The sequence below is a fragment of the Pseudomonas sp. GW821-FHT11D10 genome, assembly GCF_058808435.1.
The window spans coordinates 402,478-427,623 of the sequence record NZ_JBXARR010000003.1; the positions used below are offsets into that span (position 1 = coordinate 402,478).

Consider the following 25,146-nt stretch of genomic DNA (forward strand, 5'->3'; position numbering starts at 1 on the left):
CATGTCAAAATTTTTCATCGACCGTCCGATTTTCGCCTGGGTAATTGCCCTGGTGATCATGCTGGTCGGGGCACTTTCGATCCTGAAACTGCCGATCAACCAGTACCCGAGCATTGCGCCACCGGCCATTGCGATCTCCGTGACCTACCCGGGTGCTTCGGCACAGACGGTTCAGGACACCGTGGTGCAAGTGATCGAGCAGCAGCTCAACGGTATCGACAACCTGCGTTATGTGTCCTCGGAAAGTAACTCCGACGGCAGCATGACCATCACCGCGACCTTCGAGCAAGGCACCAACTCCGACACCGCGCAGGTCCAGGTCCAGAACAAGCTGAACCTGGCCACCCCGCTGCTGCCGCAGGAAGTGCAGCAACAGGGTATCCGCGTGACCAAGGCAGTGAAGAACTTCCTGCTGGTGATCGGTGTGGTGTCGCGTGACGGCAGCATGACCAAGGACGACCTGTCCAACTACATCGTGTCGAACATGCAGGACCCGATCTCGCGGACCGCCGGTGTCGGTGACTTCCAGGTCTTCGGTGCCCAGTACGCGATGCGCATCTGGCTCGACCCGGCCAAGTTGAACAACTTCAACCTGACCCCGGTCGACGTGAAAACCGCAATTGCGGCGCAGAACGTCCAGGTGTCGTCCGGTCAGCTCGGCGGCTTGCCTGCCGTGCAGGGCCAGCAACTGAACGCCACGATCATCGGCAAGACCCGTCTGCAGACCGCCGAGCAGTTCAAAGAGATTCTGCTCAAGGTCAACAAGGACGGCTCGCAGGTTCGCCTCAAAGACGTCGCCGACGTCGGCCTGGGTGGCGAGAACTATGCGATCAGCGCCCAGTTCAACGGCAGCCCGGCTTCCGGTCTGGCGGTGAAACTGGCCAACGGCGCCAACGCCCTCGACACTGCAAAAGCACTGCGCAACACCATCGACAGCCTCAAGCCATTCTTCCCGCAAGGGATGGAAGTGGTGTTCCCGTATGACACCACTCCGGTGGTGACCGAGTCGATCAAAGGCGTGGTTCACACCCTGGTCGAAGCGATTGCGCTGGTGTTCCTGGTGATGTTCCTGTTCCTGCAGAACTTCCGCGCCACCGTCATCACCACGATGACCGTGCCGGTGGTACTGCTCGGTACGTTCGGCATCCTCGCGGCGGCCGGTTTCAGCATCAACACCCTGACCATGTTCGGCATGGTACTGGCCATCGGCTTGCTGGTGGACGACGCCATCGTCGTGGTGGAAAACGTCGAGCGGGTGATGAGCGAAGAAGGCTTGTCACCGAAGGAAGCGACCAAGAAATCCATGGGCCAGATCCAGGGTGCCCTGGTCGGTATCGCCCTCGTTCTGTCGGCGGTATTGCTGCCGATGGCGTTCTTCAGCGGCTCCACCGGTGTGATCTACAAGCAGTTCTCGATCACCATCGTGTCGGCCATGGCGTTGTCGGTACTGGTCGCGCTGATCTTCACCCCGGCGCTGTGCGCCACCATGCTCAAGGCGATTCCGCACGGCGAGCACGGCACGCCGAAAAAAGGTTTCTTCGGCTGGTTCAACCGCAACTTCGACCGTGGCGTGAACAGCTACGAGCGCGGTGTCGGCAACATGCTGTCGCGCAAGGCACCGTATCTGCTGGCCTACCTGCTGATCGTGGTCGGCATGATCTGGCTGTTCACCCGCATTCCGACCGCGTTCCTGCCGGAAGAAGACCAGGGCGTTCTGTTTGCCCAGGTGCAGACGCCAGCCGGTTCCAGTGCCCAGCGCACTCAGGTGGTGGTGGATGAAATGCGTGAATTCCTGCTGCGTCCGACCAAGGACGGCGGTGAAGGTGACGCAGTAGCCTCGGTGTTCACCGTGACCGGCTTCAACTTCGCCGGCCGTGGCCAGAGCTCGGGTATGGCGTTCATCATGCTCAAGCCGTGGGACGAACGTAACGCCGACAACAGCGTGTTCAAACTCGCCGCCCGCGCCCAGCAGCACTTCTTCAGCTTCCGCGATGCGATGGTGTTCGCCTTCGCCCCGCCGGCAGTACTGGAGCTGGGTAACGCCACCGGTTTCGACGTGTTCCTGCAGGACCGCGCCGGTATCGGTCACGAGAAGTTGATGGCTGCACGCAACCAGTTCCTCGGCATGGCCGCGCAGAGCAAGGTGCTCACGCAGGTGCGTCCGAACGGTCTGAACGACGAGCCGCAATTCCAGCTGGAAATCGATGACGAGAAGGCCAGTGCCCTGGGCATTACCATCGCCGACATCAACAACACCCTGTCGATTGCGCTGGGCAGTAGTTACGTCAACGACTTCATCGACCGTGGTCGGGTGAAGAAGGTGTACGTGCAGGGCCGTCCAGACTCGCGCATGAGCCCGGAAGACCTGAAGAAGTGGTACGTGCGCAACGCGACCGGCACCATGGTTCCGTTCTCCGCATTCGCCAAGGGCGAGTGGATCTACGGCTCGCCGAAACTGGCGCGTTACAACGGCGTTGAAGCGGTCGAGATCCTCGGTGCCCCGGCGCCGGGTTATTCCACCGGCGAAGCGATGGCCGAAGTCGAGGCGATTGCCAAGAAACTGCCGGCCGGTGTGGGTATATCTTGGACTGGTCTGTCGTACGAAGAGCGACTGTCCGGCTCGCAGGCTCCGGCGCTGTACGCCCTGTCGCTGCTGATGGTATTCCTGTGTCTGGCGGCGCTGTATGAAAGCTGGTCGATTCCGATCGCGGTCATGCTGGTGGTGCCGCTGGGGATCATCGGTGCGCTGATGGCCACCAGCCTGCGCGGTCTGTCGAACGACGTGTACTTCCAGGTGGGTCTGTTGACGACCATCGGTCTGGCGGCTAAAAACGCCATTCTGATCGTCGAGTTCGCCAAGGAACTGCACGAGCAGGGACGCAGTCTGCGCGATGCGGCCATCGAAGCCTGCCGCATGCGTCTGCGACCGATCATCATGACGTCGCTGGCCTTCGTCCTCGGTGTTGTACCGTTGGCTATCTCCACCGGCGCAGGTTCGGGCAGTCAACACGCAATCGGTACCGGCGTGATTGGCGGTATGCTCACCGCAACGATCCTGGCGATTTTCTGGGTTCCACTGTTCTTCGTCACTGTGTCGTCCATGGGTCAGCGTAAAAACGCCGGCAAGGATGACACCATAGAAACTCCTAAAGAGGCTGGCCAATGAGCAAGTCGCTACTCTCCATCGCAGTCGCCGCCTTCGTGCTGAGCGGTTGCTCGCTGATACCGGATTATCAGCAGCCTGAAGCACCGGTGGCCGCGCAATTCCCGCAGGGCCCGGCGTACTCGCCGGCCCAGGCACCGGCGCAGGCCGCTGCCGAGCAGGGCTGGAAGCAGTTTTTCCATGACCCTGCCCTGCAACAGCTGATCCAGGTCGCCCTGGAAAACAACCGCGACCTGCGTGTCGCGGCGCTGAACATCGACGCCTACGCGGCTCAATACCGCATCCAGCGCGCCGACCTGTTCCCGGCCGTGTCGGCCAACGCCAGCGGCAGCCGTCAGCGGGTTCCGGCCCGTGCGTCGCAGACCGGTGAGTCGAGCATCACCAGCTCCTACTCCGCCACCGTCGGCATCAGCGCCTACGAACTCGACCTGTTCGGTCGGGTTCGCAGCCTGAGCGAACAAGCGCTGCAACAATACTTCGCCACCGAAGAAGCGCGCCGCAGCACCCAGATCAGCCTGGTGGCCAGCGTGGCCAACGCCTACCTGACCTGGCAGGCCGACAAGGAACTGCTGAAGCTGACGCAGGACACCCTCGGTGCCTTCGAGGAAAGCTACAAGCTGACCAGCCGCAGCAACGAAGTCGGTGTGGCTTCGGCGCTGGACCTGGCGCAGTCGCGCACCTCGGTCGAGAACGCCCGGGCACAACTGGCGCGTTACACCCGCCAGGTCGCCCAGGACGAAAACAGCCTGACCCTGCTGCTCGGCACCGGCGTGCCGGCCAATCTGCAAGCGGCCAAACCGCTGTCGGATGACCTGCTGGCCGACGTGCCGGCCGGCCTGCCGTCGGATCTGCTGCAACGTCGTCCGGACATCCTTCAGGCCGAGTACAACCTGAAGGCGGCCAACGCCAACATCGGCGCGGCCCGCGCAGCGTTCTTCCCGAGCATCAGCCTGACCGCCAACGCGGGCAGCCTGAGCCCGGACCTGTCCGGCCTGTTCAAGGGCGGTTCGGGCACGTGGCTGTTCCAGCCGCAGATCAACCTGCCGATCTTCAACGCCGGCAGCCTGCGCGCCAGCCTCGACTACGCCAAGATCCAGAAGGACATCGGCGTGGCGAACTACGAGAAGTCCATTCAAACGGCCTTCCAGGAAGTCGCCGATGGTCTGGCCGCCCGCCAGACCTACACCGAGCAGTTGCAGGCCCAGCGTGATTTCGTCGCCGCCAACCAGGATTACTACCGCCTGGCCGAGCGTCGCTATCGCATCGGCGTCGACAGCAACCTGACCTTCCTCGATGCCCAGCGTCAGCTGTTCAGCGCGCAACAATCGCTGATCACCGACCGCCTCGCGCAGTTGACCAGTGCGGTCAACCTGTACAAGGCCCTGGGCGGTGGCTGGAATGCGCAGACCGCGCAGAACGAGCCGCTCAAAGAAGAAGCGCCGAAGATGAAGTTGTTCTGATCATCCGCTGAACACAAAAAGCCCGCCGATTGGCGGGCTTTTTGTTGCCTGCCAATCTTGCGTTCGATAATCGCCCGAATTCCACTTTCGCCGATTGAATCGCCTCGCCCGCGCCCCGCACCATTCGAGCCACAAAACCAATAACAACAGGTTCGACACCATGCTCCCGCGCCCTGCTCCATCCGGCTGATCGCCGCCGCTTCGCCCCCAGATTCCATTGAATTCCTGCGCCTCGGAAACGGCCGCAGCGCCCCCGTTCGCCCAAAAAAACAAGAGAGACCCGAGCCCATGACAACGTCCCCTGCGCCCTACGCACTTCCCGGCCTGATCGCCCTCGCCCTGGCCGGCGTCGCGCTGCCCGCTGCGGCTGAAGAAGCCGGTTTCATCGAAGGGGCCAAGGTCAACCTGAACCTGCGCAACTTCTACATCAACCGCAACTTCACCAACCCGACCAAGGCTCAGGGCAAGGCTGAAGAGTGGACGCAGAACTTCATCCTCGACGCCAAGTCCGGTTTCACCCAGGGCACCGTCGGGTTTGGCATGGATGTGCTGGGGTTGTACTCGGTGAAGCTCGATGGCGGCAAAGGCACCGGCGGCACCCAGGCGTTGCCGCTGGATCATGACGGGCGCCCGGCGGACAGCTTCGGCCGCACCAACGTGGCGTTCAAAGCCAAACTGTCACAGACCGAGGTGAAGGTCGGCGAGTGGATGCCGGTGCTTCCGATCCTGCGTTCGGACGACGGTCGCTCGCTGCCGCAGACCTTTCGCGGCGGCCAGATCACCTCGAAGGAAATCGACGGTCTGACCCTCTACGGCGGCCAGTTCCGCGCCAACAGTCCGCGTGACGACAGCAGCATGAGCGACATGTCGATGTTCGGCAAAGCGGCGTTCACCTCGGATCGCTTCAACTTCCAGGGCGGCGAATACGTGTTCAACGACAAGCGCACCCAGATCGGCCTGTGGAACGCCGAGCTCAAGGACATCTACAGCCAGCAATACGTCAACCTGATCCACAGCCAGCCAATCGGCGACTGGACCCTGGGCGCCAACCTCGGTTTCTTCTACGGCAAGGACGACGGCAGTGCCCGCGCCGGCGACCTCGACAACAAGACCTGGTCGGGGATGTTCTCCGCCCGATACGGCGGCAACACCTTCTACGTCGGCCTGCAAAAACTCACCGGCGACAGCGCCTGGATGCGGGTCAACGGCACCAGCGGCGGAACACTTGCCAACGACAGCTACAACTCAAGCTACGACAACGCGCAGGAACGTTCCTGGCAACTGCGCCACGACTACAACTTCGCCGCCCTCGGCGTGCCCGGCCTGACCCTGATGAACCGCTACATCAGCGGCGACAACGTGCACACCGGGACCATCACCGACGGCAAGGAATGGGGCCGCGAATCGGAACTGGGCTACACCGTGCAAAGCGGCGCGCTCAAGGACCTTAACGTCAGGTGGCGCAACTCGACCATGCGCCGTGATTTCAGCAACAACGAGTTCGACGAGAACCGCCTGATCGTCAGCTATCCGATCAGCCTGCTCTAGACCATTTGTCAGGATGGCTGGCATTGCGCCAGCCATCCATTAGAGTCAAAAAACCTGAAGGACTCAGGCGCTCCACTCCCGCCCGCTTCCGTTATCTGTTGATGTCGGTCCCCAAGACTTGGCCAGGTTGTCATCGGAAGACCCTGCTGATCACTGGAGGACGCCCTCATGATCACCCGACTCAACCCGACTCCCGTCGCCAAAGACTGGGATGCCCGGGCGTACCAGCAGTTTTCCCGTCTCAGGCAACAACCGGTCGATGAATTGCTCGGCCGCGTCGACCTGGACAATCCTCAACGCATTTACGACCTCGGCTGCGGCACCGGCATCGCCACGAAGGCTCTGGCAGATCGCTGGCCCCAGGCAGTTATCAAGGGCATCGACAGTTCGAAAGACATGCTTCAGGTCGCCCGTTGCCTGCCGATCAAGGCGCGCTGGCAACACGCCGAGCTGCAACACTGGAAACCCCGCAAGCCGGCCGACCTGTTGTTCGCCGCCGCCGTGCTGCATTTCATCGATGACCATCGAACACTGTTGCCGGGATTGCTCCGCCACCTCAACCCTGGCGGTTGTCTGGCCGCGCACATGCCGGACTGGCGCGATGCGCTGTGGTACCGGCTGATGCTCGACACCCTCGACGATGCCGGCCCCTGCGGTCGACCCATCGGCACTGCGCAACTGCGCCAGCGCATGGCGGCGCGGCCGTTGTTGTCGCTGGAGGATTACTACCGATTGCTCGCACCGCTGACCCGGTCGCTGGAGATCTGGGAAACCGAGCAGTTGCAGGTGGTCGACGGCAAGTCGCCGGTTTATGACTGGGTAAAGGTGTCGGCGCTGCGGCCGGTGATGCAGGGACTGACGTCAGAGGAACAGGCGCGCTTCATCTATCACTACCTGATGCGGGTGCATGCGCATTATCCGCAGGAGGAGAACGGCCATACGTTGTTTGCGTTCAAGCGGATTTTCATTGTCGCCAAGGTGTGAGGTTCAAAGGATCGCAGCCTTCTATAGGCTGCGATCCTTCGAGTTAGACGATTACTCGCGTGATTCGGTCCCCAGCTCATCCCACACCGATTCGGCCAGATGGAACGTCGCATTCGCCGCCGGAATCCCGCAGTAGATCGCGCTCTGCATGATCACTTCCTTGATCTCGCCGCGACTCACGCCATTGTTGGCCGCCGCCCGCAGGTGAAGCTTGAGTTCACCTTCGCGATTCATGCCGATCAGCATGGCGATGGTGATCAGGCTGCGGGTGTGGCGTGGCAGGCCCGGCCGGGTCCAGATGTCGCCCCAGGCGTGACGGGTGATCATCTCCTGGAATTCCGAATTGAACTCGGTCAGCGTGGTCAGGCTGCGATCGACATGGGCGTCGCCGAGCACCGCGCGGCGCACTTGCATGCCGTCGTCGTAACGTTGTTTCTCGTCCACGGAAATCCCCTTAATCGGCCAGCAGAAAGGTCAGCACGCGGTCGCTGAATGCGTCGCCGGCCTGAACGTTGGAAAGGTGCGCCGCATAGAACTCGGCGTACTCGGCGCCGCGCACGTGTTCCTGAATGAAATGCCCGCCGGACGGTGGCGTCACCGCATCTTCGGTACCGGCGATCACCAGCAGCGGCGCCTTGATCGACGACAACTGCTCACGGAAATCCGCATCGCGCACCGCCCCGCAGTTGGCGGCGTAACCTTCAGGATTGGTCGCGGCCAGCATGTCGGTGATCTGCTTGGCGGCTGCCGGATTGGCGGCAGAAAAGTCCGGGGTAAACCAGCGGGCAATCGATGCATCGCGCAAGGCGACCATCGCCGCCGGGCCGTCGCGCAGCACGGTTTCGATGCGCGGATTCCATACCGACGGATCGCCGATTTTCGCCGCCGTGTTGCAGACGATCAGTTTGTTCAGACGTTGGCCGGCGTTGATCCCCAGCCACTGGCCGATCAGGCCGCCCATCGACAGACCGCAGAAATGCGCACGTTCGATGTGCAGCGCATCCAGCAGCGCCAGCACGTCGCGACCCAGTTGTTCGATGCTGTAAGGGCCCGGCGTCACCAGCGACTGGCCGTGCCCGCGCGTATCAAAACGCAGCACGCGAAAATGTTCGGTGAAGGCCGGCATCTGCACGTCCCACATGTGCAGGTCGGTGCCCAGCGAGTTCGACAGCACCAGCACCGGCGCATCGACCGGGCCTTCCAATGTGTAATGCAGTTCGCCATCGGCGAGTTGAACGAAAGCCACAGCCCTCTCCTTTCAGTCAGACAATGCGTTGTGTTCGGCCACCGCACGCTCGACCCAGACTTGCGCCTGACCGAGGTAATGGGCGGGATCGAGCAGATGATCCAGTTCAGTCGCGCTCAGTTCGGCGGTCACTTGCGGCTCGTCACCGAGTACGGCACGCAGATGGCGCTGTTCTGCCACCGCCCGTTTGCAGCATTGCTCGAGCAGATGATGCGCGGTGTCGCGGCCGACCCGTTGCGCGAGGACGATGCTTACCGCTTCGGCCAGCACCAGACCTTGAGTCAGTTCCAGGTTGCGGGCCATGCGCGCGGCATCGACCTCCAGACCGTCGGCCAGCAGCCGCGCCTGTTGCAGCGCGCCCGACACCAGGCAGCAGATTTCCGGCAGGGTTTCCCATTCGGCGTGCCACAAACCAAGACTGCGTTCATGTTCCTGGGGCATGGCGCTGAACAGCGTCGACACCAGCCCTGGCACACGGGTCGCCGCGCCGATCAGCACCGCCGCGCCCACCGGATTGCGCTTGTGCGGCATGGTCGAGGAGCCGCCCTTGCCCGGCGCCGACGGTTCGAACACCTCCGCCGCTTCGGTCTGCATCAACAGGCTGATGTCGCGGCCGAATTTGCCGAGGCTGCCGGCGATCAGGCCGAGCACCGCGCCGAACTCGACGATGCGATCACGCTGGGTGTGCCACGGTTGTTCCGGCAGGGTCAGTTGCAGTTCTTCTGCCAGCGCCCGGGCAATCGGCAATGCCTGTTCGCCGAGCGCCGCGAGGGTGCCGGACGCGCCGCCGAATTGCAGCACCAGCAGTCGCGGCTTGAGCTCGCGCAGACGCTGACGACTGCGAGTGATCGCGCCGAGCCAACCGGCGATTTTCATCCCTAGGGTGACCGGGGTCGCGTGTTGCAGCCAGGTACGCCCGGCCAGTGGCGTCGCGGCGTGGCGCTGCGCCTGAATGGCGAGCGAGTCGGCCAGTTGCGCCAACTCCCCTTCAATCAACGCCAGCGCCTGACGCAATTGCAGCACCAGCCCGGAATCCATCACGTCCTGGCTGGTGGCGCCCAGATGCACATAGCGCTCGGCTTCGGCATCGGTCGCGGCGATCTGTTTGCCCAACGCCTTGACCAGCGGAATCGCCGAATTGCCGGCCGTGGCAATCGCCTCGCCCAATGCTGCGAAATCAAACAGCCCGGCGCGGCAGGCGTTTTCGATCGACGCGACAGCATTTGCCGGAATCAACCCGACCCGCGCTTCGGCCCGGGCCAGCGCCGCTTCGAAGTCGAGCATCGCCTGCACCCGGCCCTGATCGCAGAACACGTCGCGCATATCGCGGGCAGTAAAGTAGGCATCGAACAATTGATTGCCCGGTCGCTGAGTCATAAACAGTCCTTGCCGGCGCGGGCCGGTGTGGCCCGCGCGCATCGGTTTAAAGGTCGTGGTGCAAATACTTCGCTTCTTTGGGCAGGCGCAGGCTGAACAGGAACGCCACGGCCATCATGATCGTGACATACCAGTAGAACGCGTTTTCCATGCCGCCGGCCTTGAGGCTCAGGGCGACGTATTCGGCCGAACCGCCGAAGATCGCGTTGGCCACCGCATACGCCAGACCGACGCCGAGGGCGCGGACTTCCGGCGGGAACATCTCGGCTTTCACCAGACCGCTGATCGAGGTGTAGAAACTGACGATCGCCAGCGCCACGGTAATCAGCACAAAGGCCAGGAACGGGCTGCCGACACTTTTCAGGCTGAGCAGGATCGGCACCGTGAACAACGTGCCGAGGCCGCCGAACCAGAGCATCGAGTTACGTCGGCCGATCTTGTCGGCGAGCATGCCGAACAGCGGCTGCATGCACATGTACAGGAACAGCGCGCCGGTCATGATGTAGCTGGCGGTCTTGGCGTGCATGCCGGCGGTGTTCACCAGGTACTTCTGCATATACGTGGTGAAGGTGTAGAAAATCAGCGAGCCGCCGGCGGTATAACCCAGCACGGTGATGAACGCGGCCTTGTGGTCGCGGAACAGTGCGCGGATGCTGCCGGCGTCCTTGCTCTCGCGCATTTCCTTGCTGGTGGTTTCTTTCAGCGAACGGCGCAGGAACAGCGAAATCAGCGCGGCGGCCGCACCGACCACGAACGGAATCCGCCAGCCGTAGGCACGCAATTCTTCTTCAGAGAGGAACTGTTGCAGGATCACCACCAGCAGCACCGCCAGCAGTTGCCCGCCGATCAGGGTCACGTACTGGAAGGAGGCGAAGAACCCGCGCTGGCCCTTGAGCGCGACTTCGCTCATGTAGGTCGCGGTGGTGCCGTACTCACCGCCCACTGACAGGCCTTGCAACAGACGCGCGAACAACAGCAGCAGCGGCGCCCAGACGCCGATGTCCTTGTAGGTCGGCAGACAGGCGATCAGCAACGAGCCGAAGCACATCATCAGGATCGAGATCAGCATCGAGTTCTTGCGCCCGTGCTTGTCCGCGACCCGGCCGAAAATCCAGCCGCCGATCGGTCGCATCAGGAACCCGGCGGCGAAGACGCCTGCCGTGTTGACTAACTGCACCGTGGGGTTGTCGGAGGGGAAGAACGCCGGGGCGAAATAGATCGCGCAGAAGGCGTAGACGTAGAAGTCGAACCATTCGACGAGGTTGCCGGACGACGCGCCGACAATGGCGAAGATGCGCTTGCTGCGCTCTTCACCAGTGTAATGGGAGGTGAGGGTTGTCATTGTTTTTCACTCGATAGGGACAGTGAGAGTCTAGACACACTTTGCAACAGTCCCGTTCCACATTGGATCAGCAAGCAGACCTGATCTCTGATCGTTCCCACGCTCTGCGTGGGAATGCATACCGTGACGCTCCGCGTCGCAGTGGACGCTCCGCGTCCATGGCGGCATTCCCACGCGGACGGTTCGACGCCTCGACGTGGGAACGATCAGTCTCAGTAATCGAAGAACACGGTTTCCGCCTCAGTGCCCTGCAGAATCACATTCCACTGATAAACACCCGCCGCATCCGGCTTCGCCAGCAACGTGGTGCGACGCTCGGCCGGTACGCATTCGAGCAGCGGATCATTGACGTTCGCCGGATCGCCTTCGAAGTAGATCCGCGTCAGCAAGTGCTTCACCAGACCGCGCGCGAACACCAGCACCACCAGGTGCGGCGCCTGGGTCGAGCCCTTCAGGCCTTCGACCGTGCCCGGCTTGATGGTGGTGAAACGGAAGCGCCCTTCAGCGTCCACCGGCACCCGGCCGAAGCCTTCGAAATTCGGGTCGAGCGGTTTGGCCTGCTCGTCTTCCGGGTGGTCGTATTTGCCGGCGGCGTTGGCCTGCCAGACTTCGAGCATGGCGTCGTTGACGACATCGCCGTTGCCATCCACCACTTGCCCGCTGATCGCCACGCGCTGGCCGAGGGTCAGTTCGTTGGCGAGGTTCTCGCGGTTCAGCCAGGTCAGGCCGATGTGGTAATACGGCCCGACGGTGTGGGACGTGGTCGCAGTCAGGGTCATCTCATTTCTCCATCGGCGTGGCTTCGCGGCCGCGCAGCACGATGTCCCAGCGATAAGCGAGGGCGTAGGACGGAATGGTTTTTTCCAGATCGAAAGCGGCGATCAGGCGTTCCTTGGCCGAGGTGTCCGGCACGCAGTTGTAGATCGGGTCGTACGGCAGCAGCGGATCGCCCGGGAAATACATTTGCGTGACCAGACGCGTCAGGATGCTCGGCCCGAACAGCGAGAAATGCACGTGCGCCGGGCGCCAGGCGTTGTGGTGGTTGCCCCACGGATAAGCGCCGGGCTTGATGGTCTGGAACTGATACCAGCCGTCGGCGTCGGTCACGGTGCGGCCGGTGCCGGTGAAATTCGGGTCCAGCGGTGCGTCGTGCAGGTCACGGGCATGGTTGTAGCGACCGGCGGCGTTGGCCTGCCAGATCTCCACCAGAATCCCCGGCACCGGCAGACCGTCTTCGTCGAGCACACGCCCGTGAATGATGATCCGCTCGCCGAGCGGTTCACCCTGATGCTGGGCGGTCAGATCGTTATCGGTGTCGGCCACACGCTCGGCGCCGATGGTCGGGCCGGTGATTTCCGACAGCGAGTGCGGCAGAAACACCAACGGCTTGGACGGCGAGCGCAGATTGGTGGATTGATAATTCGGGTGCAGGTACGGCGGCTGGGTGCCTTCCTGCGGGCGGCGGTAACCAGGCTTGTCAGTCATTTCGCTTTCCTCTGTTCTTGTTCGTCACGGCTTGCGTCAGACGCGTTCGATGGCCAGGGCCAGACCCTGGCCGACACCGACGCACATGGTCGCCAGACCTTTCTTGCCACCGGTCTTTTCCAGCTGATGCAGCGCAGTCAGCACCAGACGCGCACCGCTCATGCCCAGCGGGTGACCGAGGGCAATCGAGCCACCGTTCGGGTTGACCTGGGCCGCGTCGTCCGCCAGCCCCAGCTCGCGCAATACCGCCAGACCCTGGCTGGCAAACGCTTCGTTGAGTTCGATCACATCGAAATCACTGACCGCCACACCGAGGCGCTCGGTGAGTTTGCGCACCGCCGGCACCGGGCCGATGCCCATCACCCGTGGCGCAACCCCGGCACTGGCCATCCCGAGCACTTTGGCGCGGGCGGTCAGACCGTGTTTTTTCACCGCTTCCGCCGAAGCCAGAATCAACGCGGCGGCACCGTCGTTGACGCCCGAAGCGTTGCCGGCGGTGACGGTCTTGTCCGGGCCGTTGACCGGTTTCAGTTTGGTCAGGGCTTCAAGCGTGGTGTCGGCGCGTGGGTGTTCGTCCTGGCTGACCACGGTTTCACCCTTCTTGTGGGCAATCCGCACTTCGACGATTTCCTCGGCGAAGTAGCCGACAGCCTGAGCAGCGGCAGTACGTTGCTGACTGCGCAGGGCGAAAGCGTCCTGATCCTCGCGGGAAATTTCGTAATCGTCGGCGACGTTGTCGGCGGTCTGCGGCATCGCGTCGACGCCGTACTGCGCCTTCATCAACGGGTTGATGAAACGCCAGCCGATGGTGGTGTCTTCCAGCTTCATGTTGCGCGAGAACGCCGCATCAGCCTTGCCCATCACGAACGGCGCGCGGGACATCGACTCGACACCGCCGGCAATCGCCAGCTCCATTTCGCCGCTGGCGATGGCGCGGAACGCCGTGCCGATGGCATCCATCCCCGACGCGCAAAGGCGATTGAGGGTGACGCCCGGAACGCTCTCCGGCAGACCGGCCAGCAACAGCGCCATGCGCGCGACGTTGCGGTTGTCTTCACCGGCCTGGTTGGCGCAGCCGAGAAATACTTCGTCGATGGCGCTCCAGTCCACCGACGGATTGCGCTCCATCAGGGCCTTGATCGGCACGGCGGCCAGGTCGTCGGCGCGAACAGCCGCCAGACCGCCACCGAAACGACCGATGGGGGTACGGATCGCATCGCAGATATAGACGTCACGCATCATGCTTCTCCCGGTGCCTGGCCGTGGGCCGCTGCGGTGCGGGCTTCGAGATCGCGCAGGGCGGTCAGCTCGACTTCTGTCGGTTCGGCAGTGGTGGCCACGCTGTCAGCGAAACGGATCGCCCAACCGGTGGCGGCGACCACTTGCTCGCGGGTCACTCCCGGGTGCAGCGCGGTGACCACGAATTCATGGGTGCCCTCTTCCGGCTCCATGATGCACAGGTCGGTGATGATCCCGACCGGGCCGGCGCCCGGCAGGCCCAGACGTTTGCGCGAATCGCCGCCCTCGCCATGGCCGACCGAGGTAATGAAATCGAGCTTGTCGACAAACGAACGCGCCGACTGTTTAAGGATGATCAGCACGCTTTTGGCGGAGCCGGCGATCTCCGGCGCACCACCGGCACCCGGCAGGCGTACTTTCGGCTGGTGATAATCGCCGACCACGGTGGTGTTGATGTTGCCGAAACGGTCGACCTGCGCTGCGCCGAGGAAACCGACGTCGATACGCCCGCCCTGCAGCCAGTAGCGAAAAATCTCACCGGTCGGCACGACAGTGTCAGCGGTTTCCGCCAGTTCGCCGTCACCGATCGACAGTGGCAACACGCTGGGTTTCGCGCCAATCGGGCCGGACTCGTAGATCAGCACCACGTCCGGCGACGAGGTCAGGCGCGCCAGGTTGGCGGCTTTCGACGGCAGGCCGATGCCGACGAAGCACACCGAGCCGTTCTTCAGGCGACGGGCCGCCGCAACGGTCATCATTTCATTGGTGGTGTAAGTCATTACTTGGCCTCCGAAGCAGCGGCCAACTTGGCCTGGAACTCGCTGAAGTCAGCGCAGCCATGGATGTATTCGTTGATCCACGCGGTAAACGTCTCACGGTCGCGGGCGATCGGATCCCACGCCTGATAGAAGCGATTGTCACGCTCGGTGTAACCGTGGGCGTAGGACGGATGCGCGCCACCGGGTACGTGGCAGACCGCACTCAAGGCCCAGGTCGGCAGCACGCAGGCGTTCATCGGGGCGTTGAGGTTGTCGACGATTTCTTCGACGGTGACGATGCAACGCTTGGCAGCCAATGCGGCTTCTTTCTGCACACCGAGGATGCCCCACAGCAGCACGTTGCCTTGACGGTCAGCCTTCTGGGCGTGGATCACGGTCACGTCCGGACGCACCGACGGCACCGCCGCCAGCACTTCACCCGTGAACGGGCACGTTACGGATTTGATCAGCGGGTTGACCTTCGGAAGGTCGGAACCGGCGTAGGCCCGCAGCACCGCGAACGGTAGGCCGGAGGCGCCGGCGACGTAGGCATTGGCCAGGTCGGCGTGGCTGTGCTCTTCGATTTCCAGCGCATGCGGCCATTGCTTCTCGACCGCGTCGCGCAGACGATGCAGCGAACCCACGCCAGGGTTGCCGCCCCAGGAGAAGATCAGCTTGCGTGCACAGCCGGCGCCGATCAGTTGGTCGTAGATCAGGTCAGGCGTCATCCGCACCAGGGTCAGATCTTTCTTGCCCTGACGAATGATTTCATGACCCGCCGCCGTAGGGATCAAGTGAGTGAAGCCTTCGAGCGCGACGGTGTCGCCGTCGTTGACGAATTGCTTCACCGCGTCGTGCAGCGAAAGGATCTCAGCCATGGAGCGGGCTCCTGTTTTTGTAATGAATCGCCAGTGATAAAAAGGCGCGAGGTTCTGCGCCGGAGTCACTGAAGATTAAGCCGCTGATTTTCGCCAAACAATCCGATAATCGACTGAGCGTTCGTTTATCGAACAGATTGTTATCTGCCTAATGATCACTCCCGCACCGCGTGCGGGAGTGGCACTGATCGTTCCCACGCTCTGCGTGGGAATGCAGCCCGGGACGCTCCGCGTCCCTTCCGGAGCCGAACGCGAAGCAACCTCTGAGGCCAGTTCGACGCGGGAACGATCCTGCAATCAAACTCAGGTCGCGTCCGCGTGACTGACCAGACCCTTGATCACCACCGCTGCCGTGGCCAGGCCCGCCGGGATCACCAGCGCCGTCAGCACCTGTTCGAAATTCCAGCCCAACCCCAACAGGGTCGCGCCCATCCACGCCCCGAGAATCGCGCCGAACCGGCCGATCCCGAGCATCCACGACACACCGGTCGCTCGGCCCTGGGTCGGATAAAACCGCGCTGCCAGTGACGGCATCGCCGATTGCGCGCCGTTGACGCACATGCCTGCGACCAGCACCAGCGTCGCCAGCAGCGTGATGTTGCCCAGGCTCTGCCCCACCGCGTAGGCAAACACCCCGGCCAGCAGGTAGAAAATGCCGATGACCTTGTGCGGATTGAACCGGTCCATCGCCCAGCCTACGCCCACCGCGCTCAACACCCCGCCGAACTGGAACAACGCGCCGATGAAGGCTGCCTGTTCCATGCTCGCGCCGCTGTCGCGCATCAGGGTCGGCAGCCAGCTGGTCAGCAGATAAACGATCACCAGGCCCATGAAGTAGGTCAGCCACAGCAGCAACGTGCCGACGCTGTAGGTGCCGGAAAAAATCACCGCGAACACATTGCGCGCTTTTACGGTTTTTTGTTCCGGCACGCTGAAGCTCGCGGCCTGAGCGACGGTGGCAGGATCAATGGGCGCGAGGGTCTTGCGCACTTTGTCGGTGCCGCGATTGCGTACCACCAGATAACGCGCCGACTCCGGCAGCCAGAGCAGCAACACCACGGTGAGGATCAGCGGCAGGATCCCGCCGATCAGCAGCAGGCTGTGCCAGCCGAATGCCGGAATCAGCTTGGCCGAGATGAATCCGCCGCCGGCCATGCCGAGGTTGAAACCGCAGAACATGCTGGTCACCAGCAACGACTTCTTGCGCTCCGGGGTGTATTCCGACAGCAGCGTGGTGGCGTTCGGCATCCCGGCGCCCAGCCCCAGACCGGTGAGGAAACGCAGCACCAGCAATTGATCGACATTGGTGGCGTAAGCCGAAGCCAGGCTGAAAGCACCGAACAGAAATACCGCGCCGACCAGTACGACTTTTCGCCCGAAGCGGTCAGCCAGCGGACCGGAACCCAGCGCACCGAAGACCATGCCGATCAGCGCGGCACTCATCACCGGGCCGAGGCTGGCGCGGTCGATGCCCCAGTCCTGTGAAAGCGCCGGCGCGATAAAACCCATGGCCGCGGTGTCGAGGCCATCGAGGAACACAATCAGGAAACACAGGATCACCACTCGCCATTGATAGCGCGAGATCGGTTGGGCATTGATGAAGGACTGCACGTCGAGGCAGTGACCTACAGCGGACTGAGGCTGGTTCATTATTTTTATTCCACGCAAAAAACGCAGTCGAACGGCGGCCGGCCAGAGAGCGGCACGGTCACAACTATATAAGGAAGGAATCAGGCGTTGCGCTAATACCGGCAACAGGAACGGGAGCGGCGACAGTCGGGGAACGTGCGCATGGGAAGTTGCCTCTTGTCATTATTATGGGAGTCGACAATCCGGCGGGCTCATTCACATTCGCGCCGGATGACGCTGCCGCGACATTAATGATCCGGGGGTTTTAGCGTCAATTCGATAAACGCAACTCTGTGCGTTTATCGAACAGCTTCATCAGGCAAACAATTGCGCACTGAGGTCGCGACTAGCGCTCAACAGGCCCGGCAGAAAGCGCTGCTCAAGCTCAGTGCGGCTGACGCGACCGGCGTGGGTGCTGACGTTGAGCGCGGCCACCACCTGGCCGGAGGCGTCGTAGACCGGCACGGCAATCGAACGCAGACCTTGTTCCAGTTCCTGATCGACAATGCACCAGCCTTGCTGCCGCACATCCTGCAGACATTCGAGCAAGGCGTCGGGGGTATGAATCGTGCGACTGGTCTTGGCCACCAGTTCCGCATGGTCGAGGTATTCGCGCAGCGAGGTGTCGTCCAGCGCCGCCAGCAGGATCCGCCCCATGGACGTGCAATACGCCGGCAAACGCCCGCCCACCGAGAGGTCCACCGAAATCAGACGCTGAGTGGTGGCCGATCGGGCGATGTAGAGAATGTCGTCGCCTTCCAGCGTGGCCATGTTGCAGGCCTCGTGCAGCTGCTCACTCATGCGGTCGAGGTACGGCTGGGCCGAGACCGCCAGCGGCGTCGAAGAGAGATAGGCGTGACCGAGGGTCAGCACTTTGGGCAGTAACGAATAAGTGCGCCCGTCGGTGGTGGCGTAGCCGAGCTTGATCAGTGTGTGCAGGCAACGGCGCACGGCGGCGCGGGGAATTTCCGTGCGATGGCTGATCTGGGCGATGGTCAGGTGACGCTTGCGCTCCTGAAACGCCTGCACCACCGCCAGGCCACGGGCCAGGGAGGTCATGAAATCCGGATCACCGGTCAGGGCCTGGATACGCTTGGCCGGCGAAGCGACGATCGGCGGCGCTACCGAGGTGAAGGAATTGCGCATTTGATCGTTCATGTCAGGTCCTTTTTTTCTTGTTCGGATCAATGGCTATACAAGCGGCTTGCCGGCGGATAAACAAGCGACAGACCGCCAACACCGGGCGATTATCGAACCGTCGACCGATAATCGCAATTGCCCTCCCCTCCTCGGCCAAGCTGCACACAGCAGATTTGAACTTGGAACGCCGGTGCGGTTTAAGCGCCTTAGTTGTTCGACTAAATGGCGCCAGAAACCAAACACTGCGCAACAACGATGCAACTATTGATAAAAGTTGCACGTCACAAAACAATCACACATCCGGAACCGTTTTTAACTTGGCAAAGATAGTCAATCCCGATTCGGCCGCTATAATGCACCTCAGTGACACCGCGCTTTTATTTGCCGACGGTGCCACCCGCTGGCGCGATGTCCATCGCCGCCGGCCCCGGCCAGCGCCTGATGCGCATTACTCATGCACCGCCAGCGCGCTCGCTGAAACAGGAAACTGATGCTGCGTCAGTTTTAATCTGGTGCCGTAGCCGCCTGCAACATGGAAGTCCTGACCGTCTTCCCGACAACACCGCTGCCTGTCCGGGCGAGCGCTTGTGGGTGAACCGGTTAAATGATTCGTTGCAGTGCGTTCACCAGACATTTATCTCAACTCATACAGGTAGCACTGTGACGAAAGACGAACTGCGCGCGGAACTTGAGCGCCAGGAACAACGTTACAAGGAAGTTTACGGCGGAGAAGTCACCACCTACGCCGCCCAGCCCGAACCAGAACGCAAAGCCTGGCGTAAACGCCCTACCGTTCAGGATCAGGTCTTCCAGCAAGAACTGAAAAAAATGGAAGAGGAACTCAAAGCCGAAGAGCCTTGATGCCTTCCTTTGAGACTTTCGAGGGTAAGCGTACTCACCGGGCTACAAGCACGGTGGACTGACGATGCCTTGCGCGCCCGCTACCCGCGGGCAGCGGCCAACTCCCCTGTATTGCACAGGTCTGGAGCATGTCAGACGCGTTTCTCAGATATTTCATACAAGTTTCAGCCCCCTCCCGACAACCGGCCAATCCGCCGTTGTCTCGCATTTTTCTCAATCGAATCAACACCTTGCAAAACCCTGTAAAAAGCTTGGGTAATGCACCTTGATACAAATTAATTTGGCGAAGACGCTTACCGATGAGCAGGTAGGGGATCGATTTCCAGTCTTTTCTGGCATAATCGCGCCCCCTTATGACCGGGTCAGAAAACCTTCATGATCGATTTATTCAGCGGACTGGATGCCTGGGTGCTTGTGAGCCTCCTGCTCGCCCTGACATTTGTCCTCGCCTTCGAGTTCATCAATGGATTTCATGACACCGCTAACGCGGTAGCCACTGTTATCTACACCAAAGCGATGCCGCCTCACCTGGCGGTGTTCTTCTCGGGCGTGTTCAACTTCCTCGGCGTATTGCTGGGCGGCGTTGGCGTGGCGTATGCCATCGTGCACCTGCTGCCGGTAGAACTGTTGATCAACGTGAACACCGGCCATGGTCTGGCAATGGTGTTCTCGCTGCTCGCCGCCGCGATCGCCTGGAACCTGGGCACCTGGTACTTCGGTATCCCGGCCTCCAGCTCGCACACGCTGATCGGTTCGATCCTCGGTGTCGGCCTGGCCAACGCCCTGATCAACGAAATTCCACTGGCCGACGGCGTCAACTGGCAGAAAGCGATCGATATCGGTGCCTCGCTGGTGTTCTCGCCGATGGCCGGTTTCCTGATCGCCGCGCTGGTGCTGATCGGCCTGAAATGGTGGCGCCCGCTGTCGAAGATGCACAAGACGCCGGAACAGCGCCGCAAGATCGACGACAAGAAGCACCCACCGTTCTGGAACCGTCTGGTCCTGGTGATCTCGGCCATGGCCGTGAGCTTCGTGCACGGCTCCAACGACGGCCAGAAAGGTATCGGCCTGATCATGCTGGTACTGATCGGTATCGTGCCTGCGCAGTTCGTACTCGACCTGAACAGCACCACCTACCAGATCGAACGCACTCGCGACGCGACCCTGCACCTGAGCCAGTTCTACAAGCGCAACGCCGACACCCTGGGCGAATTCCTGGCGCTGGGCAAAAGCGTGGAAGGCGACCTGCCGGAGAAATTCCGTTGCAACCCGCAACAGACCGAACCGACCATCGCCGCCCTGCTCGACACCCTCAAAGGTGTAGCGGACTACCACTCGCTGTCCTCGGAAAGCCGCATCGAAGTGCGTCGCTACCTGCTCTGCCTGGACGACACCGCGAAGAAAGTCAGCAAACTGCCAGGCCTCGCCCCTCGTGAGAAGGCCGACCTGGACAAACTGCGCAAAGACCTGACCACCACCACCGAATACGCCCCGTTCTGGGTAATTCTGGCGGTCGCCCTGGCCCTGGGCCTGGGCACCATGGTTGGCTGGAAACGCGTTGTGCTGACCATCGGCGAGAAGATCGGCAAACAAGGCATGACCTACTCGCAAGGCATGTCGGCCCAGATCACCACCGCCAGCCTGATCGGCATGGCCAACATCTTCAGCCTGCCGGTGTCCACCACCCACGTCCTCTCCTCGGGCGTGGCCGGCACCATGGTCGCCAACAAAAGCGGCCTGCAAGGCGGCACGGTGAAAACCATCCTGCTGGCCTGGGTCCTGACCCTGCCAGCCACCGTGGCCCTGTCGGCCGGCCTGTTCTGGCTGGCGTCGAAGGCGCTGGGTAGCTGATAGATTGATGTAGTGAAGAAGGCGTGATTCGAAAGGATCACGCCTTTTTTGTTGGCTTCAGAAATGGGACGCGGAGCGTCCCGGGCTGCATTCCCACGCAGAGCGTGGGAACGATCAAGCTGTTAGCTTCCGCTTCCCACCAATCACCACGATGAGCGTTAGCTCGAGTACCGCTTTTGACGTGCCGGCCCCATCGGAAGGCTGAGTGGAGGGATTTATCCGGGGGGTGGGAGCGCAGCGACCGTTTGGCGAAGCCAAACACATCGAGAGGAGGTGCAGCGAAGCAAACCGTAGGCGATGCCCCCGGATGAATCCCGGAACGAAGGAACACCGAGCCACAGCGAGGTGCCGAACGCCGGGGCCCAGACCTTTGGTTCCTTTGGGGCGTTTGCCAAAGGGACTCGCCGTAAGGGCGAAACCGCCAGCGGCAGCACCCGAAGAAACGGATATTCACACAAATCGAACCACAACATGGTCGGCCCAGAGGCCGCCAAGTAGACAAAAAAAAGGGCAACCGAAGTTGCCCAAAATGCCTTGCGTGCTCATCAAACCCGGAAGAATCAAGGCTTCTTGCGCTTGTTCGCATCCTTCCAGATAAAAAATCCAAACCCTGCAAAAAACAGAACCATCAGCCCCACAGTCAGGACCCCGGCAAACACCACGTTATCGAAAAACATGACTGGCCTCCTGGCCCCTGCTCTGCTGCGATGGAACTAAGTTAACCAATCAGGCAGGCGCAGGAATTGACCGGGATCAATGCCGGTCACCATGCGGAGGAAAGGAGGAGAAATAAATGACCTGCATCAACGGATGCAGGGGAGATCAACGCTTTTTCGGTTTGTTTTTCGGCTTTTTCTTCGGTTTACCCAAAGGCATGGCCTGCTCGAAAGCCTGGCGTACCTCATTCAGGCGCTTCTCGTTGAGGTCATGAACCCGCTTGGCGCGTTCGGTGTTGAGGTCGATCAGTTTGTCGTCTTGGCTCATGGCGTTCGGTGCATCGCTTGGACTGAATCACAACTGCCGGATCACCGACAGGACTGCGCCAATAATGCGGCCTGACGCGGACGCTGACCAGCCACTCACCTGAACGCTCTACAACAATTCATGTACCGCCCACCGGATTTGCCCGCACAATCGGCGCCTTGCCCTGAACCCGAAGGATCTGCGCCGTGCCCCTGCATCAGGATCTGCCACCGCTGATGGCCTTGCGCGCCTTTGAAGCCGTGGCCCGCCATTTGAGTTTCATCAAGGCTGCCGATGAGCTGTCGGTGACCCAAAGCGCGATCAGCCATCAGGTGCACAAACTCGAAGAATTCCTCGATCAGCGACTGTTCGTGCGCCGCACCCGGGCGATCGATCTGACATCCGCCGGCGAACATTACTACCGGCAAATCCAACCGGCCCTCGCCGCAATTGCCGCCGCCACCCACGACCTGCGCGGCGAGCGCCCCACCACCCTGCGCATCGGCCTGCTCGCCTCTTTCGCCACCTTGTGGCTGGCGCCGCGTCTGGCGGATTTCAACGCGAAAAACCCGAACATCCATGTCGAGCTGCTGCCCGCCGTGCAACTGGCCGATGTCGACGCCGGCGAGGTGGATCTGGCGATCCGCTACGGCAAGGGCGGCTGGCCGAAAGTCCAGGCCCGCCGGTTCATGGGCGAAACCCTGACGCCAGTCTGCAGCCCGGCCTTCAAGGCCAAAAGCGTGAGCAACGGGCCGTTGCTGATGGCCAAGTCGCACCAGCCGTTCGAATGGATCGACTGGCAGCAACACAGCGGCATCGATCTGGCTCATGTGTCCAGCGTCATGCTCCACGACTACAACATCGTCGTCGAAGCGGCCGTCGCCGGTCAGGGCATTGCCATGGGTCGCCAGCGAATGATCGAACGGCGGATCAAGGAAGGCGCGCTGGTGCCGGCCTTCGACACACCGCCGATGCTCGGCGAGATCGGTTATTGGCTGGTCACCCCGCAACGCCCGTCCACGTCGGCGGCGCAGAGTTTCTGCGAGTGGCTGGAGGAAACCGCGAACGCATGAGTTTTTTGGATGCGTCGGATTAAATCTATCCGTTTGTCGCACTTCTCTCTCACCAACATGCTGAAGCCCTCACTCAGGAGGACTTCCCATGACCGATTCCCTCAGCCAACGCGTTCAACAACTCGGCCTGCGCCTGACCGAACCGAGCCAGCCGATCGCCAATTACGTCAACCATGTGGTCAGCCAGAATCAGCTGTTCATCTCCGGGCAGATTCCATTGCTCGACGGCAAACCTGCATTCATCGGGCGATTGGGTGAAGCAATCTCCGACGAAGAAGGGGCCAACGCCGCCGAACTGGCTGCCTTGGGCCTGCTCGCCCAGTTGAGCCATGCACTGGGCGATGACCTGTCGAAACTGGTGCGCATCCTGCGCCTCGGGGTTTTCGTGGCTGCCACACCGGATTTCAAGGCTCAGGGCGTCGTCGCCAACGGCGCCTCGAACCTGCTGGTCAACGCCCTCGGCGACAAGGGCCGGCACGTGCGCACCGCGGTCGGCGTGTCGAGTCTGCCGGCGGGTGTCGCGGTGGAAATCGACGCGATCTTCGAGCTCAAGCCGTGAACATTGACGACATCCTGCGCCTGCGCGCCGCCACACTCGGCTGCGCTCAGGTGATCCACTTCAACCACGCCGGCGCTTCGTTACCGAGCCAGGCGACCCTCGACGCGGTGATCGAACAGCTGCAACGCGAAGCGCTCGGCGGGCCGATGGAGGCGGCGGACAACCGGGTACAGGAACGCGCGCGCAACGCGGCCGCCGCGCTGCTCAACGCCCAGCCCGAGGACATCGCCTTCGCCAGCAGCGGCTCGGCAGCCTGGAGTCAGGCGTTCAACGCGCTGGGGCCGTGGCAGCCCGGCGAGCGGATTCTGGTGGGTCGCCATGAATGGGCCGGCAATCTGGCGTGCATGGCCGAAGCGGTGAAGGCCGGCGCGCGGCTCGAAGTGATTCCTTGTGACGCCCAAGGTGCGGTCGACCCGCAAGCCCTGGCGCAGATGATCGACGGCCAGGTGCGGTTGATTGCCCTGACCTGGCTGCCGGCCAACGGCGGCCTGATCAACCCCGCCGCGCAGATCGGCAGCGTGGCGCGGCGCCACGGCATCCCTTATTTCATCGACGCCGGTCAGGCGCTGGGCCAGTTGCCTTGCGGTGTTCAAGACTTGCAGTGCGATGTGCTCAAGGGTGCGGGTCGCAAGTTCCTGCGCGGACCGCGCGGCACGGCGCTGATGTACATCCGGCCGCAATTTCTGCAACGGTTGCTCCCCGTGCAACGCGATGTATTGTCGGCGCCGTGGGACGGCAAAAGATTCACCCTGCGCGACGACGCGCGCCGCTTTGAAACCAGTGAAGTGTCGCTGGCGCTGCTGGCCGGGCTGGCCAATGCGCTGGAGGAGTACAACCGCCTCGGCGCGATCCCCATCCGCCGGCGCATCGAGCAACTGAGCAGCGGATTGCGCCAACGCCTGAAGGCGATTCCCGGCCTGACGCTGCGGGATCTCGGAGCGGCCAATCAACAATCCGGGCTGATCGCCTTCACGCTGGAAGGCTGGGACAGTGTGGCGCTCAAGCAGACATTGGCCGAACGGCGAATCAACATCGGCGCCAATGGCGTGGCCTACACGCCGCTGGACATGCAGGCGCGCGGACTGGCGAACATTGCGCGGGTATCGGTGAGTTATCTGAATACCGAAGAAGAAATCGAAATATTGCTGACGAATCTGGCCGAACTGGCCGCGCAGCCTCAGATCTCGATATCGACCCAAAGCCCCTGACGCGGCTGATCTTCCATCAGCGGCGCCACCGGCACGGTGTTGTCGGCATTCAGTTCGGTGCCGGGCACGGCGAGGTGCGCTTCGGGGTCGTCGTCGGCTTCGCGGCGACGGCGATCACGTTCCTGCTGGCGGCGCTGCTCTTCGCGCAGCAGATAGCCGTCCTCTTCCGGATCGCGCTTTTGCAGGTCGATGGTGCTTTCGTTGGAGCTTTCCTGCACCGGCACCACAGGGGGAATATCCGGTCGCTGGCGGATCGGATCCTGCTGGGAGGTGATCGGCACGGCGCTCAGGGGGAGCATCGGTGGCAGCATATGAAGGGTCTCCTGTCAGCAGGTTATCGGCGGCGCCAGGGGTGCCTTGAGCCATCGGTCGCAAACTTGTG

23 protein-coding genes are annotated in these 25,146 nt (G+C 62.1%); 9 read left to right on the forward strand and 14 right to left on the reverse strand.

Annotated features, from left to right (window positions below; genetic code table 11):
- Window position 1: 1 nt before the first annotated feature.
- The 4 genes from emhB (at window position 2) to AC1RT4_RS12110 (ending at window position 7,155) form a co-directional block, all read left to right on the forward strand.
- A complete protein-coding gene (gene emhB, locus AC1RT4_RS12095) occupies window positions 2-3,166 on the forward strand; it encodes an efflux RND transporter permease subunit EmhB (RefSeq protein WP_493085473.1) in 3,165 nt (1,054 codons plus the stop codon).
- Complete coding sequence (gene emhC / locus AC1RT4_RS12100; protein WP_102718199.1) at window positions 3,163-4,623, forward strand: efflux RND transporter outer membrane subunit EmhC; 1,461 nt, start codon at window positions 3,163-3,165, stop codon at window positions 4,621-4,623. Before emhB ends, emhC begins: the two co-directional genes overlap by 4 nt.
- A 288-nt stretch (window positions 4,624-4,911) precedes the next feature.
- The gene (locus AC1RT4_RS12105) at window positions 4,912-6,171 is read left to right on the forward strand and encodes an OprD family porin (protein ID WP_493085474.1); all 1,260 of its coding nucleotides are present in this window, start codon (window positions 4,912-4,914) and stop codon (window positions 6,169-6,171) included.
- A gap of 168 nt (window positions 6,172-6,339) precedes the next feature.
- The gene (locus tag AC1RT4_RS12110) at window positions 6,340-7,155 is read left to right on the forward strand and encodes a methyltransferase domain-containing protein (protein WP_493085475.1); all 816 of its coding nucleotides are present in this window, start codon (window positions 6,340-6,342) and stop codon (window positions 7,153-7,155) included.
- 51 nt (window positions 7,156-7,206) lie between these two features.
- Here the strand turns inward: AC1RT4_RS12110 and pcaC are convergent, their stop codons facing one another.
- From pcaC to pcaR, 11 genes are all read right to left on the reverse strand, one after another.
- Window positions 7,207-7,599, reverse strand: a complete 393-nt coding sequence (gene pcaC / locus AC1RT4_RS12115) for a 4-carboxymuconolactone decarboxylase (RefSeq protein ID WP_011332825.1) — start codon at window positions 7,597-7,599, stop codon at window positions 7,207-7,209.
- A gap of 10 nt (window positions 7,600-7,609) precedes the next feature.
- Entirely contained in the window at window positions 7,610-8,401 is a 792-nt protein-coding gene (pcaD, locus tag AC1RT4_RS12120; RefSeq protein WP_085605411.1) for a 3-oxoadipate enol-lactonase, read from the reverse strand.
- A gap of 12 nt (window positions 8,402-8,413) precedes the next feature.
- Window positions 8,414-9,778, reverse strand: a complete 1,365-nt coding sequence (locus AC1RT4_RS12125; protein ID WP_493085476.1) for a 3-carboxy-cis,cis-muconate cycloisomerase — start codon at window positions 9,776-9,778, stop codon at window positions 8,414-8,416.
- Between the two features lie 46 nt (window positions 9,779-9,824).
- Window positions 9,825-11,120 (reverse strand): MFS family transporter, encoded by a 1,296-nt coding sequence (locus tag AC1RT4_RS12130; protein ID WP_493085477.1) that lies wholly within the window; start codon window positions 11,118-11,120, stop codon window positions 9,825-9,827.
- Window positions 11,121-11,332: 212 nt separating this feature from the next.
- Entirely contained in the window at window positions 11,333-11,899 is a 567-nt protein-coding gene (gene pcaG / locus AC1RT4_RS12135) for a protocatechuate 3,4-dioxygenase subunit alpha (protein ID WP_493085478.1), read from the reverse strand.
- A 1-nt stretch (window position 11,900) separates the two neighbouring features.
- Window positions 11,901-12,605, reverse strand: a complete 705-nt coding sequence (gene pcaH, locus AC1RT4_RS12140) for a protocatechuate 3,4-dioxygenase subunit beta (protein WP_007957831.1) — start codon at window positions 12,603-12,605, stop codon at window positions 11,901-11,903.
- A 36-nt stretch (window positions 12,606-12,641) separates the two neighbouring features.
- On the reverse strand, window positions 12,642-13,847 hold the full coding sequence (gene pcaF, locus AC1RT4_RS12145) for a 3-oxoadipyl-CoA thiolase (RefSeq protein ID WP_493085479.1): 1,206 nt from the start codon (window positions 13,845-13,847) through the stop codon (window positions 12,642-12,644).
- Window positions 13,844-14,623 carry a CoA-transferase subunit beta gene (locus AC1RT4_RS12150; RefSeq protein WP_007957829.1) on the reverse strand — a complete coding sequence of 260 codons (780 nt, stop codon included), beginning with the start codon at window positions 14,621-14,623 and terminating at the stop codon, window positions 13,844-13,846. The genes pcaF and AC1RT4_RS12150 overlap by 4 nt, the downstream gene beginning before the upstream one ends.
- The gene (locus AC1RT4_RS12155; protein ID WP_003222404.1) at window positions 14,623-15,480 is read right to left on the reverse strand and encodes a CoA transferase subunit A; all 858 of its coding nucleotides are present in this window, start codon (window positions 15,478-15,480) and stop codon (window positions 14,623-14,625) included. Before AC1RT4_RS12155 ends, AC1RT4_RS12150 begins: the two co-directional genes overlap by 1 nt.
- Window positions 15,481-15,783: 303 nt before the next feature.
- On the reverse strand, window positions 15,784-17,130 hold the full coding sequence (gene pcaK, locus AC1RT4_RS12160) for a 4-hydroxybenzoate transporter PcaK (RefSeq protein WP_007957828.1): 1,347 nt from the start codon (window positions 17,128-17,130) through the stop codon (window positions 15,784-15,786).
- A gap of 294 nt (window positions 17,131-17,424) precedes the next feature.
- Complete coding sequence (pcaR, locus tag AC1RT4_RS12165) at window positions 17,425-18,267, reverse strand: pca regulon transcriptional regulator PcaR (protein ID WP_493085480.1); 843 nt, start codon at window positions 18,265-18,267, stop codon at window positions 17,425-17,427.
- A gap of 642 nt (window positions 18,268-18,909) precedes the next feature.
- Here pcaR and AC1RT4_RS12170 point away from each other — a divergent pair.
- Window positions 18,910-19,110, forward strand: coding sequence for a hypothetical protein (locus AC1RT4_RS12170; RefSeq protein WP_007957826.1), 201 nt, complete (start codon window positions 18,910-18,912; stop codon window positions 19,108-19,110).
- A gap of 375 nt (window positions 19,111-19,485) precedes the next feature.
- Window positions 19,486-20,961 (forward strand): inorganic phosphate transporter, encoded by a 1,476-nt coding sequence (locus tag AC1RT4_RS12175; RefSeq protein ID WP_007957824.1) that lies wholly within the window; start codon window positions 19,486-19,488, stop codon window positions 20,959-20,961.
- A 560-nt stretch (window positions 20,962-21,521) separates the two neighbouring features.
- Here AC1RT4_RS12175 and ccoM read toward each other — a convergent pair.
- Window positions 21,522-21,638: a cytochrome c oxidase subunit CcoM gene (gene ccoM / locus AC1RT4_RS12180; protein ID WP_007959205.1), complete on the reverse strand. Its 117-nt coding sequence runs from the start codon at window positions 21,636-21,638 to the stop codon at window positions 21,522-21,524.
- 145 nt (window positions 21,639-21,783) lie between these two features.
- Window positions 21,784-21,945, reverse strand: coding sequence for a hypothetical protein (locus AC1RT4_RS12185; protein ID WP_007959203.1), 162 nt, complete (start codon window positions 21,943-21,945; stop codon window positions 21,784-21,786).
- A gap of 185 nt (window positions 21,946-22,130) precedes the next feature.
- On the opposite strand from AC1RT4_RS12185, the gene AC1RT4_RS12190 reads away from it, so the two are divergent.
- From AC1RT4_RS12190 to AC1RT4_RS12200, 3 genes are all read left to right on the forward strand, one after another.
- Window positions 22,131-22,997: a LysR substrate-binding domain-containing protein gene (locus AC1RT4_RS12190; protein ID WP_493085481.1), complete on the forward strand. Its 867-nt coding sequence runs from the start codon at window positions 22,131-22,133 to the stop codon at window positions 22,995-22,997.
- Between the two features lie 88 nt (window positions 22,998-23,085).
- Complete coding sequence (locus AC1RT4_RS12195; protein WP_493085482.1) at window positions 23,086-23,556, forward strand: RidA family protein; 471 nt, start codon at window positions 23,086-23,088, stop codon at window positions 23,554-23,556.
- On the forward strand, window positions 23,553-24,764 hold the full coding sequence (locus AC1RT4_RS12200) for an aminotransferase class V-fold PLP-dependent enzyme (RefSeq protein ID WP_493085483.1): 1,212 nt from the start codon (window positions 23,553-23,555) through the stop codon (window positions 24,762-24,764). The genes AC1RT4_RS12195 and AC1RT4_RS12200 overlap by 4 nt, the downstream gene beginning before the upstream one ends.
- On the opposite strand, the gene AC1RT4_RS12205 is transcribed toward AC1RT4_RS12200, so the two are convergent.
- Window positions 24,734-25,075 (reverse strand): hypothetical protein, encoded by a 342-nt coding sequence (locus AC1RT4_RS12205; RefSeq protein ID WP_007959194.1) that lies wholly within the window; start codon window positions 25,073-25,075, stop codon window positions 24,734-24,736. The genes AC1RT4_RS12200 and AC1RT4_RS12205 overlap by 31 nt on opposite strands.
- Window positions 25,076-25,146: the final 71 nt, after the last annotated feature.